We start from the raw sequence: 17,009 nt of genomic DNA, 5'->3' as shown, positions 1-17,009 counted from the left end.
CGTTCAGAGCCTGCCGGGAACTGAGACAAACTTCAGATTCGGGTGACTTGGGGAAATAGCTTTGGATCGCAATGCCCCGTCAGCGGCTTTCCATCCAGGCCTTGTAGCGTTCGGATGCCTCAGCGCCATTATTCGTCCACCAGTCGGGGTCGGCGATTATGGTGCGGTCCATAACCTCTTCACGGTCAGGCATATGTTCCAGAACGGTCTTGCCGCCGTGAAACCACGGTTCGTTCTCGCGGATGATTTTCAATGCCGAGCGACGCATGGGACCATAGGGGATCCACCGGGCCTGTTCGGCCTGGGCCTGCGGCGTGGCGCTGATTTTCAGGAATTCCAATGCCTCCTGCCGGTTCGTCGATCCTTTCACCAGCGCAAACCATTCCTCTTCCAGCACCTGGCCATCCCAGATGATTTCGTATTCCGCACCCTGGAAAAGAATGGCCTCGCTCACCCGGCCGTTGTATCCGGTCGAGATCGCCACCTGGCCCGAATTCACAAGTTCCAGCGGCTCGGTTCCCGCCGACCAGAACACAATCTGATCGCCAAGGCTCTCAAGCTTGCCAATCGCACGGTCGAGCCCTTCTTCGGTGGATAGCACGTCGTAAACGTCGCCGGGCGCCACGCCATCCGCCACCAGCGCCATTTCCAGGTTCGATTGGGCGAATACGCTCAAGCCACGCTTGCCCGGAAAGCGGTCTATATCGAAGAAATCGGCAATCGTTCGCGGGCCTTCGCCCTTAAAGCGGTCTTTGGCGTAAAAGGTCACCCACGACCAGATGATGTTGGGAGAAACGCATTCGTTGGGGCGCGGCACGATCAGATCGTCTTCGAAATTCCCGTCGGCATCCGAGGATGAAAACATGTTTTCGGGCAGCTTCTCGAAAAGCCCGTCGGCGCATCCCTTTCGCGCATCGCTCGGAAAAACGTCGACGACATCCCAGATAACATCGCCGCTTTTCACCTGCGCGCGGATATCGGCAAGCCCGCCGTTGTAGTTCACCCAGTCGATGGTCTTTCCCGTTTTCTCCTCAAACGGCTTTCCATAGGCCTCCTGCTGGCTTTTGGCGTAGCTGCCGCCCCATGTCACCACCGTCAGATCGGCGGCGTTTGAATTAACAATTGAAAGGGTCATGCCCATCAAAAAGGCCAGCGGGAAGCAGCTTCCAATCCTGAGAAAAAGGGCTCCTGGCAACATGTTCCACCCCCGCTGCACGGCTTTATCCAGACAAGGCAGTCTCGGGTCTCCCGAAAAATACCGTACTTTCGTTACGGTAACATGCCCTGCACGGATGCCCCAACGCCCGCTTCAATCCGCAAGGTATTGGTTCCGGCGGCCCGACATTAACTCGCCGGCGACAAGTCTCCCCGCCAATGGCCCCAGGATCAGCCCGGCATGTGCGACAGCTATAAAAAGGCCTTCGATGTCTCCTGCCGGCTCGATGATCGGCATTCCGTCATCGGGCATCGGGCGCTGGCCGAAGGTCAGAACGTTTTCGCGCCTGTCGTGCAAAGCCGCACGGTATAGACACTCTTCGATGCGGTGATGAAAAGCCGGTTTCCCTTCGGCCCGCCAAAGCAGACGTTGGAGACGATTTCCGGCACGAATATCTTGCCGATCAGCGTCCCGTCCGGGTGGATGCAATGCACCCCGTCGGCGGCACTTGTCCAAATGCGGCCCTGGTTGTCGAGGCGAAAGCCGTCGAACACGCCTTCCTCGCACTCGGCGAACACTTCCCCGCCTGAAAGCTTGCCGTCGTCACCAACCGAGAATTTGCGGATATGGTGTTCCCCGCTTGCGTAGCGCGTTCCCCCGGAATCCGCGATATAGAGCGTCTTTTCATCCAGCGAGAAGGCCAGCCCGTTCGGGCAGGCGAAATCGTCTGCAACCCGCGTTATCTCTCCGCTCACCGGGTCGATACGGTAGACGTGTTCGCCGTCCTGCTCGGGGTCGGCCTGAAATCCCTCGTAATCCGTCTCGATGCCGTAGGCCGGATCGGTGAACCAGATCGAACCGTCGGATTTCACGACCACGTCGTTCGGGCTGTTGAAGCGCTTACCCTGATAACGGCTTGCAAGCGTCGTCACCGTGCCGTCGTGCTCGATGCGCGTGACCGTGCGCGTGCCGTGCTCGCAGGCGACGATGCGCCCTTGCCGGTCGAGGGTGCTGCCGTTCGTATAGCACCCAAGGCCGCTTCGGAAGTCGCCTACAGCACCCGTCAGTTCGTCCCACCTCAGGCGCCGGTCGTTGGGGATGTCGCTCCATATCAGCGAGCGGAAGGCCGGCGAATAGACCGGGCCTTCCGTCCATTGTCCTTCCGCCCAGATCTGCTCGACAGGTTCGGCAAGCTTGATGCTTCTCCTGAAGCGTTCGTCGCGGATTTCATAGCGCTCGGTCTTCAATGGCCTCTCCTCCCGAAACTTGGATATAATCCACGCCAACTTGTGAAAGCTTTTCGTCGATCAGCAAGGCAAGTTCCCGCTCAAGCGAAACTGCCCTCGGGTAGCGCGGGTCGGCGCGGTCGGCGAGGATCGGCACGTGCCAGCCGTCGGTCGTCGCCAGAAAATGATCGATCCCCTTTTCGCCCCAATGGTCGAAGAACCCGGCAAGCACGCAGTCGACATAGCTTTGCAGGATCGGGTGGTCCGCATCACCCCAGTCATAGTGGCCTGATTTCGCCTGGTAGAGGAAGGCGTCCTGCGGCACGTCGTCCTCCTGGCGTTCGGCGTGGAACTCCGACGCGATCCCGTCGATGCGGTCATAGCGGATTTCACGTTTCGTGAGTGCGGCAAGCCCGCTTGCCGGCTCGCTCACCATAACGCCGCGGATCGAAACTTCCGGTTCACGGCGCACGGTCAACGCGCAAGCCCCGGTGCCGATCCCGGCGACCTTGCCCTTGACCCGCCATTCGCGCACCCAGCCTCGCAGTTCTCCGGGCACGGCCTTGCTTTCCGGCGAAAGGGTTTGCCGATTGACGAGCGAACCATAGCCGAAATAAGTGATCGTCAAAGCATTATCCTGATCGATGAATCGCGGGTGATCTGTCGAAGTCCGTGACCATAGCGCCATCAAGCGAGCCGTCAAATGCCAGCCAATTCCAGCGAACAGCCATTCCTCACATCCTCCGACATTGCAGGCCTGCGCGCCGACACGCCGGGTTGCGAAACCGTCACCCATTTCAACAATGCCGGTTCGTCCCTGCCTCCGCGCCCCGTCGTTGCGGCGGTCAAGGCGCATATCGATCTGGAAGCGACGATCGGCGGTTACGAAGCGGCGGCAGCGGCAAAAGCGAGGATCGACGATTTCTATCCGGCAGTTGCAGAACTCATCGGCGCACAGCCGAACGAAATCGCATATATCGAAAACGCCACCCGCGCCTGGGACATGGCTTTTTACTCCATCCCCTTCAAACCGGGCGACAGGGTCATCACCGGCCGGGCTGAATATGTCTCGAATTTCGTCGCCTTCCTGCAATTGAAGGAACGCAAGGGCATTGAGATCGATCTGATCGAGGACGATGAAAACGGCCAGATCGACCTGAAGGCGCTCGAAGCCGCGATCGGTCCGAAAACGCGCCTCATCGCCCTCACCCACGTCCCGACCTTCGGCGGTCTCGTCAACCCGGCCGAGGAGGTCGGGGATATCGCCCGCCGGCACGGCATTCTCTATCTGCTCGACGCCTGCCAGTCGGCCGGCCAGATCGCCCTCGATGTCACCCATCTAGGCTGTCACATGCTCTCTGGCACGGGCCGCAAGTACCTTCGCGGCCCGCGCGGCACGGGCTTCCTTTATGTCGCCGATGGAATTCTCGATAACCTTGATCCACCCTTTGTGGAACTTGGATCGTCGGTCTGGAATGATGCTGAACGCTTTTCCTGGGTGCCCGGCGCGAAGCGTTTCGAATCGTGGGAGCGGTTCGTCGCCGGCCAGATCGGCCTCGGCGTTGCCATCCGCTATGCGCTCGACCTTGGCCTGCCTCGCCTGGAATCCCGCATTTCGGGGCTTGCAGCACAGCTTCGCCAGGAACTGGAAAAGCTTCGTGGTGTCAGCGTTCACGACAAGGGTCTTCGCAAATGCGGGATTGTCACCTTCAAGGTCGAGGGCGAAGATCCGCAGGAAACGAAGGATCGTCTTTCCCGCCAGTCGATCAACACATCCGTGACCAGCGCAACGTCATCGCAGATCGATTTGCCTGTGCGCGGCCTCGATTCCCTCGTTCGCGCCTCGCTTCACGCCTATAACACGGAAGAAGAAATCGCCCGTCTTCTCTCAGCGTTAGGCGGCTGAATCGAAAAGCACCCGCGGGTCGGCCTGACCGGCGGGTGCCTTGAAATACTTGTGCAATCGGTAATTTAGGAGCGAATGCGCTCCGACGGCTCGCGCATGGTGACCAGTTCTTCGGCCGCAGTCGGGTGAACCGCCATCGTCGCGTCGAAATCGGCCTTTTTCGCACCCATCTTCAGCGCGATGCCCAAAACCTGCGAAAGCTCGCCGGCATCCGGTCCCAGAATGTGAACGCCGAGCACCCGGTCACTGTCGGCATCCACGATAACCTTCATCAGCATTTTCTCGTCGCGGCCTGAAAGCGTGTGCTTCATCGGCCGGAACGATGCCCGGTAGATGTCGAGGTTGGCGTATTTCGCCTGGGCTTCTTCCTGCGTCATACCGACGGTGCCGATCTCGGGCTGCGAGAAAACAGCGGTGGGGATCAACTCATGATCCGCCGACCATGCCTTTTCGCCGAAGACCGTATCGGCGAAGGCATGCCCCTCGCGGATCGCCACCGGTGTGAGGTTGACGCGGTCGGTGACATCGCCCACGGCATAGATCGACGGCACGTTCGTGCGCGACTGCCCGTCAACGATGATCGCTCCGTTACGGTTGGTTTCAACGCCCGCCGCTTCAAGGCCGAGACCCGCAGTATTGGGCTTCCGTCCAATCGCGAACATGATCTTGTCGGCGGTTATCGCCTCGCCGAGCTTTGTCGTTCCGACCAGCCCTTCCGAAGTCTTTTCGATTGCAGTGAAAACATCGCCGCAAATGACGCGTATGCCCTTCTTTTCCATCTCCTCGTGCAGCGTCTTGCGAAGGTCCATGTCGAAACCGCGCAGGATTTCCTCGCCACGGTAGATAAGCGTGGTCTCCGCGCCCAGACCGTTGAAGATGCCGGCGAATTCGACCGCGATATAGCCGCCGCCAGCCACCACGATCTTCTTCGGGAAATCGGCGAGGTGGAAGGCCTCGTTCGAAGTGATCACATGCTCGCCACCCGGCATGTCCGGGTCGACATTCGGCGTGCCGCCTACGGCAACCAGAATGTAGCGCGCGGTGATCCTGCGGTCGTCGGCCATCAGCCTGACGGTATGCGCATCCTCGATCACGGCGCGGCTGTCGTGCAGTTCGACACCTGAACGCTCAAGATTCCGCCTATAGATACCCTCAAGACGGGTTATCTCCCGGTCCTTGGCGTCGACGAGCTTCTCCCAGTCGAAAGTCCGCTCGCCAACCGACCAGCCGAACCCTTCCGCATCCTCGAAGGTTTCGGAAAAATGCGAAGCATAGACAAACAGTTTCTTGGGTACGCAGCCCCGAATGACACAGGTCCCGCCATATCGGTACTCCTCTGCCACGGCAACGCGCGCGCCATAGCCCGCAGCGATGCGCGCGGCCCGCACGCCGCCCGAGCCACCTCCGATCACGAAGAGATCGTAGTCGAAATCCGCCATGTATGCCTCGTCTGTCGATTCAATGCCGCGGCCATCGCCACCGGTCAGGTATCAGTCGATATAGCCGCGCTCTTTGAGCTGTTCACGCGCCTGGGACACCATCTGTGTCGAGATACGGTCGCTCCACTGCTTGCCGGCGCCTACAGATAACGCCGTAAGTTCTTGCCCGATCTCAGAAAACTTTTGCCCTACCGGAGAATTGTAGAACTCCGCGATCTGATTCAGTTCCTCGATGGAAAACCGGCGAGCCCAGACCCGATAGATCGTGTTGTTCAACTGGGCACGCTGTTCAACCATCTCAAGCGCAATAGTGTTCACGACTTCGTCAATCTCGGCCGCAGCGCTCGGGTTGCTGCGCACGAAAAGCGTTCTCGTCTGATCTGCGATCAGCGGCAACATGTTGTCGTAAGTATCCAGCACCTTCGCCGCTTGAACCGCATTCTTGGCCGCTTGCAGGTGTTCGGGCGCGATTGCTTCCTGTTCCTGCTGCTGCGGTTTCTGCGCTTGTTGGGCATAGGCGGCGGTGCTGACAAACGCGAGGCATACAGTCGCCGCAAGTGCTGCCTTAAAGACTTTGACAGTCCCGTTGACCATCCCGATCTCCCTTTTCATTTGCCGGAGCACACTATCGGTCGCCGGCCCGGCATTTCGCTTACGTTTTGTAATTCAGATATCTTTCGGTTTCAGTCCGCTTCAGCGCGCCGCCTCGATCTTTCTTACGCCACCGTCTCCGGCAATATAGGCGCAAGCCGCTATTCCGAGGAAAAGTCCGTGATCGACCACTCCGGGCACGCGAAGCAACGCGTCGGACAGCGCATCGGGATCGGCTATGTGTCGCAAGTCCGCGTCAAGAATATGGTGACCGCCGTCCGTCACGAACGGATTTTGCCTGCCGCCGCGCAAGGAAAGCCGCGGCTCATAGCCGCAGGAAGAAAGCACGCGCGCCAAGGCGCGTTCGGTCGACCCGAGGCCGAAAGGCACCACTTCAACAGGAAGCGCAAACGCGCCGAGTTGCCGGACATGCTTTGAGCTGTCGGCAATCACGATCATACGTTTCGAAGCTGTCGCGACGATCTTCTCCCTTAGCAATGCGCCGCCACCGCCCTTGATCAGATTGAGGTTGTCGTCGAGTTCGTCGGCACCGTCGATCGTAAGATCCAGTTCCGGCAAATCCTCAAGCGTTGAAAGCCTAATTCCCTCTTCGCGCGAAAGTTTCGCCGAGCGCTCCGAGGTCGGCACGCCAACGATTTCCAGCCCCGCCCTGACGCGTTCACCGACAAGCCGGATAAAATGTTCCGCCGTCGATCCCGTTCCGATGCCGATCCGCATCCCGGCCTCGACTTCCTCCAACGCGGCCGCTGCCGCCTTGCGCTTTAGTTCGTCGCTCATTTGATCGTCCGACAATCGTTACTGACGCGGCTTTCGCCCCGCCTCTGCGAGCGGGGGTTTAGCATGGCAGCGTCACAGGGCAAAGCGCGGCTTTGCCGGTCTTCGAGCAGACCGTTATTCCGTGGGGCGTGATGGAGTTGTTAACCGGCGATTCAGTATATTTATCTAGGTTTTTCACCGCATCCGCATAGATTAGTGAAAATCGAGGCTCGAAATGCGCTTGTTCGCAAGAAAAAATGATCAAACCGGACAGAATGCGAAAAGTACAAAGGGCGAAACGAGCTTAAGTGTCGTTGAGTTAGAATCTGCTTTAAACGATCCCGGCACCGCTCATCGCGACCAGTTCTCACTGACGCTCGATCTGATCGAGGCGGATCTGCGAACCGCGGCCGGAAGCATCGCAGCCGGAGCTGGCGGTTTGCGCGGACGCATTGCTGAGCAACTCCAAAAGCTGTCGGAAATCCGCAATGATTCGCAGCTTCTACGCACCGAATCCGACGCCGCGAATGAAAATGCGCAATGCCTTGCGGATGCGATCGAGGAACTGGCCGCCGCGAGTGCGGAAATCGATACCCAGGTGAAGCAATCGAGCGCACTTGCCGAAGAGGCGCGAACCGTCGCCGATACCGCGAATTCCGGCGTGCAGGAACTCAAGACCGCGATCGACGATATCGCCGATGTCGTCAAGCTCATCTCGGACGTTGCCAAACAGACCAACCTGCTTGCGCTCAATGCAACGATCGAAGCCGCGCGCGCCGGCGAAGCCGGAAAAGGATTCGCCGTTGTCGCAAATGAGGTGAAATCGCTTTCGGTCGAGACGCAAAAAGCTACCGATGTGATCGTCGCGAATATCGAAAGGCTGCAGAAATCGGCCGAAACGAGCATTCAGGCCGTTGATCGCATCATCGAGGTAATCGGAGAAATCAGGCCCAATTTTTCCGCTGTCGCCGGCAGCGTTCAGCAGCAGGTTTCCACCACGCAGGAAATCGGCATGACCGCCCGCCAGACGGCGGAGTTCGTCCACGCGGTTGCGGAAAAGGTCGACGCTATCGTCAGCGCCACCGACCTGGCGGAGCGATCCGGCTCCGCGGCCGATGCCGCAAGCCAGGACATGACGGCGCTAAGTTCCGCGCTTAATCGCCGCTTCACGATGATGGTCCGCCAAAGCGCGATGGGCGACCGGCGCAAATATGATCGCTACCCTGTCGAGCGCAAGGCGACCCTTGTCCTGCAGGGTCGAACGATTCCGGCCAAAACACGCGATATTTCCGAAGGCGGCGTCCTCCTCTTGCCGGAAGCCGGGGCGAAACTTCGTCTGCCGGCATCGGGAACAGTCGAAATTTCGGACATCGGCGCGGTGGGCGTGCGTATTGTCGGCCAATCGGAAAACGGCCTGCACTGTGCCTTCGAGAACCCGGACGCAGCCACTCAGTCGGCCATAAGCGAAGTTATCGAGGGGATCGCCCGCGAATCCAAAGCGAAAATCGACCTCGCCCAGGAGACCGCTGCTCTCGCCTCCCAAGCGATGGAACGTGCGATTGCTGAACGACGGCTGACCCTCGAAGCTCTCTTCGACACAGATTATCGCACGATCGAAGGCACCAATCCGGTTCAGTTCGAGACGCGAGCGCTGAAGGTTCTCGACGAGATCCTGCCGCCGATCCAGGAAGAACTTTTCGCAAAGTCCGCACGGTCCGGCATGGCCTTTTGCGCGGCGGTTGACCGGAACGGCTACCTGCCGGTTCACAACAAGATCTATTCCAAGCCCCAAAACCCGGACGATCCGGCCTGGAACGCCGCCAACAGCCGCAACCGCCGGATATTCGACGACCGTGCAGGCCTTTGCGCGGCTCGCAACACTAGGCCCTTCCTGCTTCAGACCTATCCCCGCGACATGGGCAACGGCAATATCATCTGGATGAGCGAAGTTGACGCACCGATCATCATCCAGGGGAGGCACTGGGGTGGTTTCCGCACGGCCTACAAGCTCTGAATTCTACCCGCCTTCACGTTGTTGCGACCGAACGTCCGCTTGCGGTGCCGCGCGAAGGGCGGTAAGCCCACGACGTCCCGAACCGACGGAGAAACGCCGTGCCGCAGCCTGTGCTTGTATTCGATCTTGACGGAACCCTCATCGAGACGATCGGTGATCTGGCCGCGGCTATGAATCTTGCGCTTGAAGATGCCGGCCACAAGGCGATCGATCCCGAGCGCATAAGGTCGATGGTCGGCCATGGCGCGCGCAAGCTTATCGAACGCGGCCTTGAAGCCAACGGCGTGACCCCAGACGACGCCGTTATCGACCCGTTGTTCGACAGGTTCATCGACTATTATTCGGCCAATATCGCCGTCCACAGCCATCCGTATCCGGGGCTTTTAAGCGCCATCGAGCGGTTTCGCGAAGAAGGATGGGTCTGCGCGGTTTGCACGAACAAGCTGGAAGGTTTGTCGCGCCCGCTTCTCGACGCTCTCGACATGACGAAATATTTCGAGGCGATTGTCGGAGGCGACACATTCGAAAAACCGAAACCGGATGCAATGCCGGTTCTCGGCGCGATAGAGCGCGCGGGCGGCGACCCCTCGCGTTCCGTGATGATCGGCGATTCCCGCACGGACATCGATGCCGCGCGCGCCGCCGGCATTCCGGTCGTCGCCGTCACCTTCGGCTATACGCCGGTGCCTGTCACCGAACTTGGCCCCGACAAGGTGATTTCCCACTTCGACGAGCTTTATGATGCCGTCGCCTCTCTCGGTGAGGCGGTGCCGGCCGGCGTTTAACAAATCGCGAAAAGACAAGGCGCCGGAGGCAAGGCGGAAAACGGGGTTTTATGAGCTTCGCATCTCCGGCGCGGCCGCCCTTTTGTAGAGCGCCCTTCGTATCCGGTCCTTGAAGCGCACGTTACGGCCGTCAAGATGAGCCGCCGTTGCGGGATGCCCTAGTGCGCCGTAGACGTAACCCCCGCCAATCTGCCGGCAAATCCACCCCTCGACACCGCTTGCCCCCTTTCGCGAGGGATCGAGCAATGGCACCACCATCCTTCGGTAATAGTCGATCTCGACGATCTGCGGATTGTTCGAGCGCCCATTGATCCTGCACACCGGCAAGACCTCATCGCCTGCCTGCACCATGAAATGGTCATAGCCCCGAACCCGGTTGGCTCGCTTGTTGAATTTCAGATAATTGATCCCGAGGCGCCTCATGCCGGCGAGGATTTCATCGATCGAATGATCGATCCTCCGCCCCACGAAAACGAAGTCATGCTCCAGTTGGATCGCATAGGGCGCTTCGCACATCTCGATCGACTTTATGAATCCCGACGCCAAACCCGTCGTTTTCACGACCTCAACATTCACACCGGGCAGGCCACCGCGAATCGCATCCGCCCACGCATCGAAGTGCGACGGATTCGGGTTCGGGTCCACGAACGCCCGAATGACGACGCCGTCGCGATTCCGCAGGCAGAATGTGTCGAGGCAGGAACGAACCGCGAGCGGCGCCAGGCATCGCCCGATATCCGTCGAGGCTACATTCGAGAAGACATTCACATTGAGAAAGCCGCTTGGCATCAAGCCTGGACTCACGTTACGAAATAACAATGATAGCGCAACGGAAGAATACACTCTTCAACTGTAACTTCACAACGTCGCGGGCCGAAACCGGTGGGATTTACGAGACCTTTATCGTCCTCACGCGGGAACGGTCATAGAGAATGAAGGACAGATGCTCAGTACAAATCGTTACATCCGAAGACGATGCGCCTACGCAATGCGTCAATAATGTAACAACCCGCATAAAACCGGAAAGGCGCCAATGACCGTTGGAAACGGATTGTGATCCGCTCTCGGTCCGCGAACTCACGGCGCGTGGGGTGAAATGATCCCGCCTCTGGCGGGCAGTGTACGAGCTTAAAAAGCGAGAATATCGCCATGATGAACAAGCGGCGCAGGTATTTCTACCACCTTAAGTTCAATACTTTGAATTTCTTTGATTCAGACGAGAAATTGGAGAAGGAAGTATCGAAGCTCAATGACAGAATAAATATTTTCTGCATTACATCGGGCCGTTCCGGCTCCGGCACCATGTATCGCATCTGGGATAGCCTGCAAGGTGTGGATGCCTCCCACGAGCCGAAGCCCAATTTCCACAAGGTTATGCGCAGCGCGCAGAAAAACCCCAAATGGGCAAGGGATTTTCTCCGCTGGGAGAAATTCCCGGCGATGCTCCGTTCTCACGCCAAGGCTTACGTCGAGACGTCGCACCTTTTTTGCAAGGCCTTCATCGAACCGGCGCTGGAATTCGGCTTGCGCCCCTCGTTCATTACCTTGCGAAGGGATCCGCGTGCGATAGCCATCTCGCATCTGATGCTCCGCACGATACCCGGGCGCACCTGGGGTGGTCAGGCCTTTTGTCTGTCTCCCCAGGATAGCGTATTCCTCTCCGTGGAAGATTGGGAAGGGCTTACGGATTACCAGCTCTGCTACTGGTACGCGCTCGAAATTCAGAAGCGCCAGGCCGTTTACGAAAAAATCCTTCCCCAAAAGGGCCTTCAGAATTTCTCGATCACCACCAGGGAACTGAACGACATCGACCGCGTGACGGAAATGGTGGAAACGCTGGCCGGCGACGCCATTACTCCCGATACGAAACGCCTTTCCACCGTTGTCGGGCAGCTTTACAACCACCGTAGGGGCAGTGGGGCCCGCACGCCGGATATAGACTTTGACCGTGAGGAATCGGAACTTGAAAGGCGCCTGGCGGCGACTGAAAAGACACTTGTGCTGTAAGGCCGCCTCACCCAGTCTATTTTTGACGCCACGACGAAAGCATCGCCAAAGAGCGCCGGAGAGTAACAAGACACCGCAAGGCGGGTTTTCCACCCCGGGCGTGGGTGAAAAATATACAGAGTTACCAACGATGTATGAAGCCGCGTTCCCAATGACACCCGAATTTCTCAATTACCTGTTGCCTAACCGACTGACCTATAATAGATAACCGCGACAACTCGAATGCTGACGGGCGATTAGCTCAGCGGGAGAGCGTTCCGTTCACACCGGAAAGGTCACTGGTTCAATCCCAGTATCGCCCACCATCCCCCACCCTTGGAACTCGATAACCTGCAGCAGCCGGATAGTGATTTTGCGTGCGCTCTTCCGATTCACCGGAATTTGTCGGCTTTTGCGCTCGCACACTCCCGCCCAGAGCCGCCGGTCTCGCGAAAGGTTTTGCTGCCCGCTCGGGATCGAAGCCGTGCGTGACAGCTAGGGCGGTCAGCCGGATAATTCGCTTTTTACCCCTGCTTTATCCCCAAACCGCTTGCCCTGAAGTTCTTCGAGCGGCATATGAGTGTATAGGCACGCATGAATTCAGCGCGGACGGACATCCTGTGACATGACGAAGATCTTTTGTGTCGGGCTCCCGAAGACGGGCCTATCGAGCCTTCTGGCGTTTATGTTCGAAAACGGGTTCGACGCTTTCGGAAAGAGCCATACCCTGAGCAAATACTATTATGACTGGCGGCTTGACGAGATGGCCCGGTTTTACGATCAGGGCGAATACCATTGCGACGTTCCGACGCCTTTCGCCTATGAAGCCCTGTTTGAACGCTACGGTTCGGACGCAAAATACATCCTGACCACCAGGAAGGACGCCGAAACCTGGTACGCGAGCATGCTTCGCCACAACACCTACGCCCACCCTTTGAAACACAAGCAGAAACGCTTCTTCGGAACGCATTTCCCGCATGGTTTCGAAGCCGCCTACTTGGATTTCTATAGTCGACACAACGGTTCCGTCGCCGATTTCTTCGAGAAAAAAACGCCGGCCAATTTCATGATCATGCGGACGGGGTCCACTCTCGATCTTGATGCCCTTTGCGACTTCATTGGCATTGAACCGGCGCGCAGGGTCTATCCGAAGGCGAATGTCAGCGGTACGCGCGAGGAATCTTCCTCCGATGCGTTCAAGCGCCGGTTCAACGGGTTCGTGCAGCCGCTTTACGGTCGAATCTGCGCGCGGCTCTATCCCGATGCCGTATTGAAGCCCCGTTATATAAAGTCTTTTTCGAACTGAAACCCGACCGGATACGAGCTGCATGCAGCTCCGCCCAATATACAGGCAGGCATCCTCCGCCAGATGCGGCAAGGCCCCGTGCCCGCCACATAAGGATCTACATTTAAAATCATCCGATTCTTCCGGCTAGACCTGCTGTGGGAAAGAAAGGCGCGCCGCTTTTCCGCTTGAACCACCGGCGACGCACGGTGATGCCATACCGATTGGCGTGTTCATGCCTTCGTGATTGCCCCGATAGCACAATTTGCGCGAAACAATTCCCTCTTTCTTGATGAATATAGATGTATATCTTAAAAAGAATTCGAACAACGTCCGAGAAATTTCGAATTATACCTTAAAAGCTCAAATTGACCGCTCCGGCGAGCAATTCTTTGCGAAGAAAAAGACGGATTTAATGCGCGCGCCCTGTCGAACGCGCGATTTCCCTAACCGTGTGAGGTTCGACTGGCTCCTTCACGAAGAATACAAACACTTACCAATTTTTTTCTTCATTTTTCGAGTTGTTGAAATTGAGTTATAAGTATGGCAACTTGCAAAACTCTGATTTTTATTTGACAAATGGCTGTATAGCCCGCATTGATGAATAATAAAAATAAGACCTTCCGGCGTTTCGAAATGCGGGTGCGGAATATGGCTGGCAGTGTGCGGACATCCGAGCGGCAGCGTATCGCTCTGGTTCTTCTCGACAATTTCTCGATGATCGCCTTTTCGTCGATTATCGAACCTCTTCGCCTTGCCAATCGGCTGATCGGCGATGATTTCTACGAGTGGAAGACCTATTCGATCGCGGGCAGCGAAGTCTCGGCCAGCAATGGCTGCCGGGTTTCCGTCGACGGTTCGATCGAAGAGCTCGATGACGCGGATATTACGCTGCTTTGCGCGGGCGTCGATGTCGAGCGCATCCCCCTCAGTCGGGAGCTTGGCATCCGTCTCCGGCGGCTGAATGCGCGTGGCCGCACCTACGGCGCGGTCTGCACCGCCTCCTACGTGCTTGCGCGCTACAACCTTCTCGAAGGCAGGCGCTGCACGATCCATTGGGAAAATCTCCGCTCCTTCCGGGAGGAATTCCCGGATGTGGAAGTTTCCGCCGATATCTTCGCGATCGACCGCAACTGCATTACATGCGCCGGCGGCATGGCCGCACTCGACATGATGCTGCGCGTGATCGCGATACAGCATGGTGCCTATCTCGCGCATGAGATCGCCGAGATGGCGCTATACCACAACATCCGCTCCGGCGAATCGGCACAGCGTCACGACCTCGAAACGCGAACGGGCATCTCCAACACCAAGATTCTCGACGCGATCCGCATCATGGACCTGCACATCGAGGATCCGCTTTCCTGCCAGCAGCTTGCCATGACGGTGAACCTGAGCCCGCGACAGCTTGAGCGACTGTTCCGCCGTCATTTCGACTGCACGCCCGGTCAATATTACCTGAAACTCCGGCTAGAGACCGCGCGCGATCTCCTCCGGCGGACCAATCGCGCCGTGCTCGACGTGGCGATCGCCTGCGGATTCGCGTCCACCTCGCATTTCACGAAATGTTATCGGGAGCGGTATGGCTGCACGCCGACCGAGGAGCGACAGAACTACTTCTGGGCGCAGGGAAGCCGGCGCAATTCGAACACGACCGCGCGCGCCGCCTCCCGCTGACCGGCTGCCGCATTTTCACATTCCAATGAAAAAGGCGCGGAAATCACCGCGTCTTTTTCATTTTTCACGGCCCTTTTCCCAAAGCTTCCCGCATGGGTCGAATGCGTAGCAGCAGACGTCGGATTCTCAACAGTCCGCTTGCAATCCCTCCCCTAGCCTCCCAAACAAATCGGCGGCAGAGTTCATCCGGCTGCAATTCGGGCCTCTGCGATACGTTTTTCGGGAGAGACAGGCAATGGCGAGCGACATTGAAATTGCAAGGGCCGCATCGATGCAGCCCATTAACGAAGTTGGCGAGAAACTGGGCATACCGCCCTCCGCGCTCGAAAACTACGGCAAGACGAAAGCGAAGGTTCGAGCCGATTATATCGAGACGCTGAAAGACAAGCCGGACGGCAAGCTGATCCTCGTCACCGCCATCAACCCCACACCCGCCGGCGAAGGCAAGACGACGACGACCGTCGGCCTCGGCGACGGTCTCAATCGCATCGGCAAGAAAGCGGCGATCTGCCTGCGCGAACCCTCGCTTGGCCCGTGCTTCGGCATGAAAGGCGGCGCAGCAGGCGGCGGCTATGCCCAGGTGGTGCCGATGGAGGACATCAACCTCCATTTCACGGGCGACTTTCACGCCATCACCTCGGCGCACAACCTGCTTTCGGCCCTTATCGACAATCACATCTACTGGGGCAATACGCTTGAAATCGATCCGCGCCGCGTCGTCTGGCGCCGCGTGATGGATATGAACGACCGCGCGCTGCGCCAGATCGTCTGTTCGCTTGGCGGCGTGGCGAACGGTTTCCCGCGCGAGGCCGGCTTCGACATCACGGTCGCGTCGGAAATCATGGCGATTCTCTGCCTTGCCGATGATCTTGACGACCTGCAGCGCCGCCTCGGCGATATCATTGTCGGCTACCGTCGCGACAAAACCGCCGTGACGGCGCGCGATCTCAACGCCGACGGCGCGATGACGGTGCTTCTGAAGGAAGCCATGCAGCCGAACCTGGTGCAAACGCTTGAAAACAACCCGGCCTTCATCCACGGCGGACCATTTGCCAATATCGCCCACGGCTGCAACTCCGTAATCGCCACAAAGACGGCGCTGAAGCTTGCGGATTACGTAGTGACGGAAGCCGGTTTCGGCGCGGATCTGGGTGCGGAGAAATTCTTCGACATCAAATGCCGCAAGGCCGGGCTGGAGCCTTCCGCTGCCGTTATCGTGGCTACGATCCGCGCGCTGAAGATGAACGGCGGGGTGAAGAAGGACGATCTTGGCGCGGAAAGCGTGACGGCCGTCAAGCAGGGGTGTGCGAACCTCGGCCGCCATATTGACAACGTGAAGCAGTTCGGCGTGCCGGTCGTTGTGGCGATCAACCATTTCAGCGGCGATAGCGAAGCCGAGATTGCGGCGGTGAAGGCCTATGCGTCTGAACACGGCGTGGAAGCGGTTTTGTGCCGCCACTGGGCCGACGGCTCCGCCGGCACCGAGGAACTGGCGGCAAAGGTCGTTCAACTGGTCGAAAACGGCGGCGCCCAGTTCGGTCCGCTTTATTCGGACGACATGCCGCTGTTCGAAAAGATCCAGACCATCTGCCGCCGCATCTACCGCGCGGACGATGCCGCGGCCGACAAATCCGTTCGCGACCAGTTGAAGAAATGGACGGAGGACGGCTTCGGCAACCTGCCGATCTGCATGGCCAAGACGCAGTATTCCTTCTCCACCGATCCGAATCTGCGCGGCGCGCCGACAGGCCACATCGTGCCGATCCGCGAAGTTAGGCTGTCGGCAGGGGCTGGCTTCATCGTCGTCATCTGCGGTGAGATCATGACGATGCCAGGCCTTCCGAAAGTACCTTCGGCCAATCACATCCGCCTGGATGAGGCCGGCCAGATCGAAGGCCTGTTCTGAAGGCGGACTCGTTTCGGAAATCTCCCGCCCGTCATGCGGGCGGGGGATTAATTGACGTATTTACGTTACGATACATATCGACGGTTTTTTGCCTGGGAATGCCAAGGCTGTCGCTGTGGCGACCTGGCATGTCGCTTTGAAGATATTACGGATGGGCGGCTGACTTCAAAGTATTAGGTAGAAAACCGGATTCTTCGCTGAGAGGCCATCTCGATGGCCCTCGCCAAGAAGCCGGGATGCTGTCAAGCGGCCGGACTTGCC

Annotated in this window: 14 protein-coding genes and 1 tRNA gene; 8 read left to right on the top strand and 7 right to left on the bottom strand. The window is 58.3% G+C overall.

The genetic code is table 11. The annotated features are described in order from the left end of the window. Positions 1–79: 79 nt before the first annotated feature. From HPQ64_RS12985 to HPQ64_RS12975, 3 genes are all read right to left on the bottom strand, one after another. Entirely contained in the window at positions 80–1,135 is a 1,056-nt protein-coding gene (locus HPQ64_RS12985) for an ABC transporter substrate-binding protein (RefSeq protein WP_210260261.1), read from the bottom strand. Positions 1,136–1,485: 350 nt separating this feature from the next. After that, a complete protein-coding gene (locus HPQ64_RS12980; RefSeq protein ID WP_172888925.1) occupies positions 1,486–2,403 on the bottom strand; it encodes an SMP-30/gluconolactonase/LRE family protein in 918 nt (305 codons plus the stop codon). Beyond that, positions 2,384–3,010 (bottom strand): gamma-glutamylcyclotransferase family protein, encoded by a 627-nt coding sequence (locus tag HPQ64_RS12975; RefSeq protein WP_172888924.1) that lies wholly within the window; start codon positions 3,008–3,010, stop codon positions 2,384–2,386. The genes HPQ64_RS12980 and HPQ64_RS12975 overlap by 20 nt, the downstream gene beginning before the upstream one ends. A 75-nt stretch (positions 3,011–3,085) precedes the next feature. Between HPQ64_RS12975 and HPQ64_RS12970 the strand changes: the two genes are divergently transcribed. Beyond that, positions 3,086–4,288, top strand: coding sequence for an aminotransferase class V-fold PLP-dependent enzyme (locus HPQ64_RS12970; RefSeq protein WP_172888923.1), 1,203 nt, complete (start codon positions 3,086–3,088; stop codon positions 4,286–4,288). Positions 4,289–4,353: 65 nt separating this feature from the next. Here the strand turns inward: HPQ64_RS12970 and gor are convergent, their stop codons facing one another. The 3 genes from gor to rpiA form a co-directional block, all read right to left on the bottom strand. Beyond that, on the bottom strand, positions 4,354–5,727 hold the full coding sequence (gene gor, locus HPQ64_RS12965; RefSeq protein ID WP_172888922.1) for a glutathione-disulfide reductase: 1,374 nt from the start codon (positions 5,725–5,727) through the stop codon (positions 4,354–4,356). 51 nt (positions 5,728–5,778) lie between these two features. After that, positions 5,779–6,321: a DUF2059 domain-containing protein gene (locus tag HPQ64_RS12960; RefSeq protein ID WP_172888921.1), complete on the bottom strand. Its 543-nt coding sequence runs from the start codon at positions 6,319–6,321 to the stop codon at positions 5,779–5,781. Positions 6,322–6,420: 99 nt separating this feature from the next. Then, positions 6,421–7,116, bottom strand: coding sequence for a ribose-5-phosphate isomerase RpiA (rpiA, locus tag HPQ64_RS12955; RefSeq protein ID WP_172888920.1), 696 nt, complete (start codon positions 7,114–7,116; stop codon positions 6,421–6,423). Positions 7,117–7,534: 418 nt separating this feature from the next. On the opposite strand from rpiA, the gene HPQ64_RS12950 reads away from it, so the two are divergent. Together HPQ64_RS12950 and gph are read left to right on the top strand one after the other, a co-directional pair. Beyond that, complete coding sequence (locus HPQ64_RS12950) at positions 7,535–9,109, top strand: methyl-accepting chemotaxis protein (protein WP_210260260.1); 1,575 nt, start codon at positions 7,535–7,537, stop codon at positions 9,107–9,109. Between the two features lie 98 nt (positions 9,110–9,207). Further along, entirely contained in the window at positions 9,208–9,894 is a 687-nt protein-coding gene (gph, locus tag HPQ64_RS12945) for a phosphoglycolate phosphatase (RefSeq protein ID WP_172888918.1), read from the top strand. 48 nt (positions 9,895–9,942) lie between these two features. Here gph and HPQ64_RS12940 read toward each other — a convergent pair whose 3' ends face one another. Beyond that, complete coding sequence (locus HPQ64_RS12940) at positions 9,943–10,683, bottom strand: hypothetical protein (RefSeq protein ID WP_172888917.1); 741 nt, start codon at positions 10,681–10,683, stop codon at positions 9,943–9,945. Between the two features lie 513 nt (positions 10,684–11,196). Between HPQ64_RS12940 and HPQ64_RS12935 the strand changes: the two genes are divergently transcribed. The 5 genes from HPQ64_RS12935 (at position 11,197) to HPQ64_RS12915 (ending at position 16,748) form a co-directional block, all read left to right on the top strand. Then, positions 11,197–11,901: a hypothetical protein gene (locus tag HPQ64_RS12935; protein WP_172888916.1), complete on the top strand. Its 705-nt coding sequence runs from the start codon at positions 11,197–11,199 to the stop codon at positions 11,899–11,901. A 230-nt stretch (positions 11,902–12,131) separates the two neighbouring features. Continuing rightward, positions 12,132–12,206, top strand: a tRNA-Val gene (locus HPQ64_RS12930). 299 nt (positions 12,207–12,505) lie between these two features. Beyond that, a complete protein-coding gene (locus HPQ64_RS12925) occupies positions 12,506–13,186 on the top strand; it encodes a sulfotransferase (protein ID WP_172888915.1) in 681 nt (226 codons plus the stop codon). Between the two features lie 630 nt (positions 13,187–13,816). Beyond that, positions 13,817–14,842, top strand: coding sequence for a GlxA family transcriptional regulator (locus HPQ64_RS12920; protein ID WP_172888914.1), 1,026 nt, complete (start codon positions 13,817–13,819; stop codon positions 14,840–14,842). A 235-nt stretch (positions 14,843–15,077) separates the two neighbouring features. After that, the gene (locus HPQ64_RS12915; RefSeq protein WP_172888913.1) at positions 15,078–16,748 is read left to right on the top strand and encodes a formate--tetrahydrofolate ligase; all 1,671 of its coding nucleotides are present in this window, start codon (positions 15,078–15,080) and stop codon (positions 16,746–16,748) included. Positions 16,749–17,009: the final 261 nt, after the last annotated feature.

It is taken from the genome of Hongsoonwoonella zoysiae, from assembly GCF_013266695.1.
Lineage (GTDB): Bacteria > Pseudomonadota > Alphaproteobacteria > Rhizobiales > Stappiaceae > Hongsoonwoonella > Hongsoonwoonella zoysiae.
The sequence above is the reverse complement of the archived record's forward strand: the minus strand, read 5'-3'. Positions and strand labels throughout refer to the sequence as shown.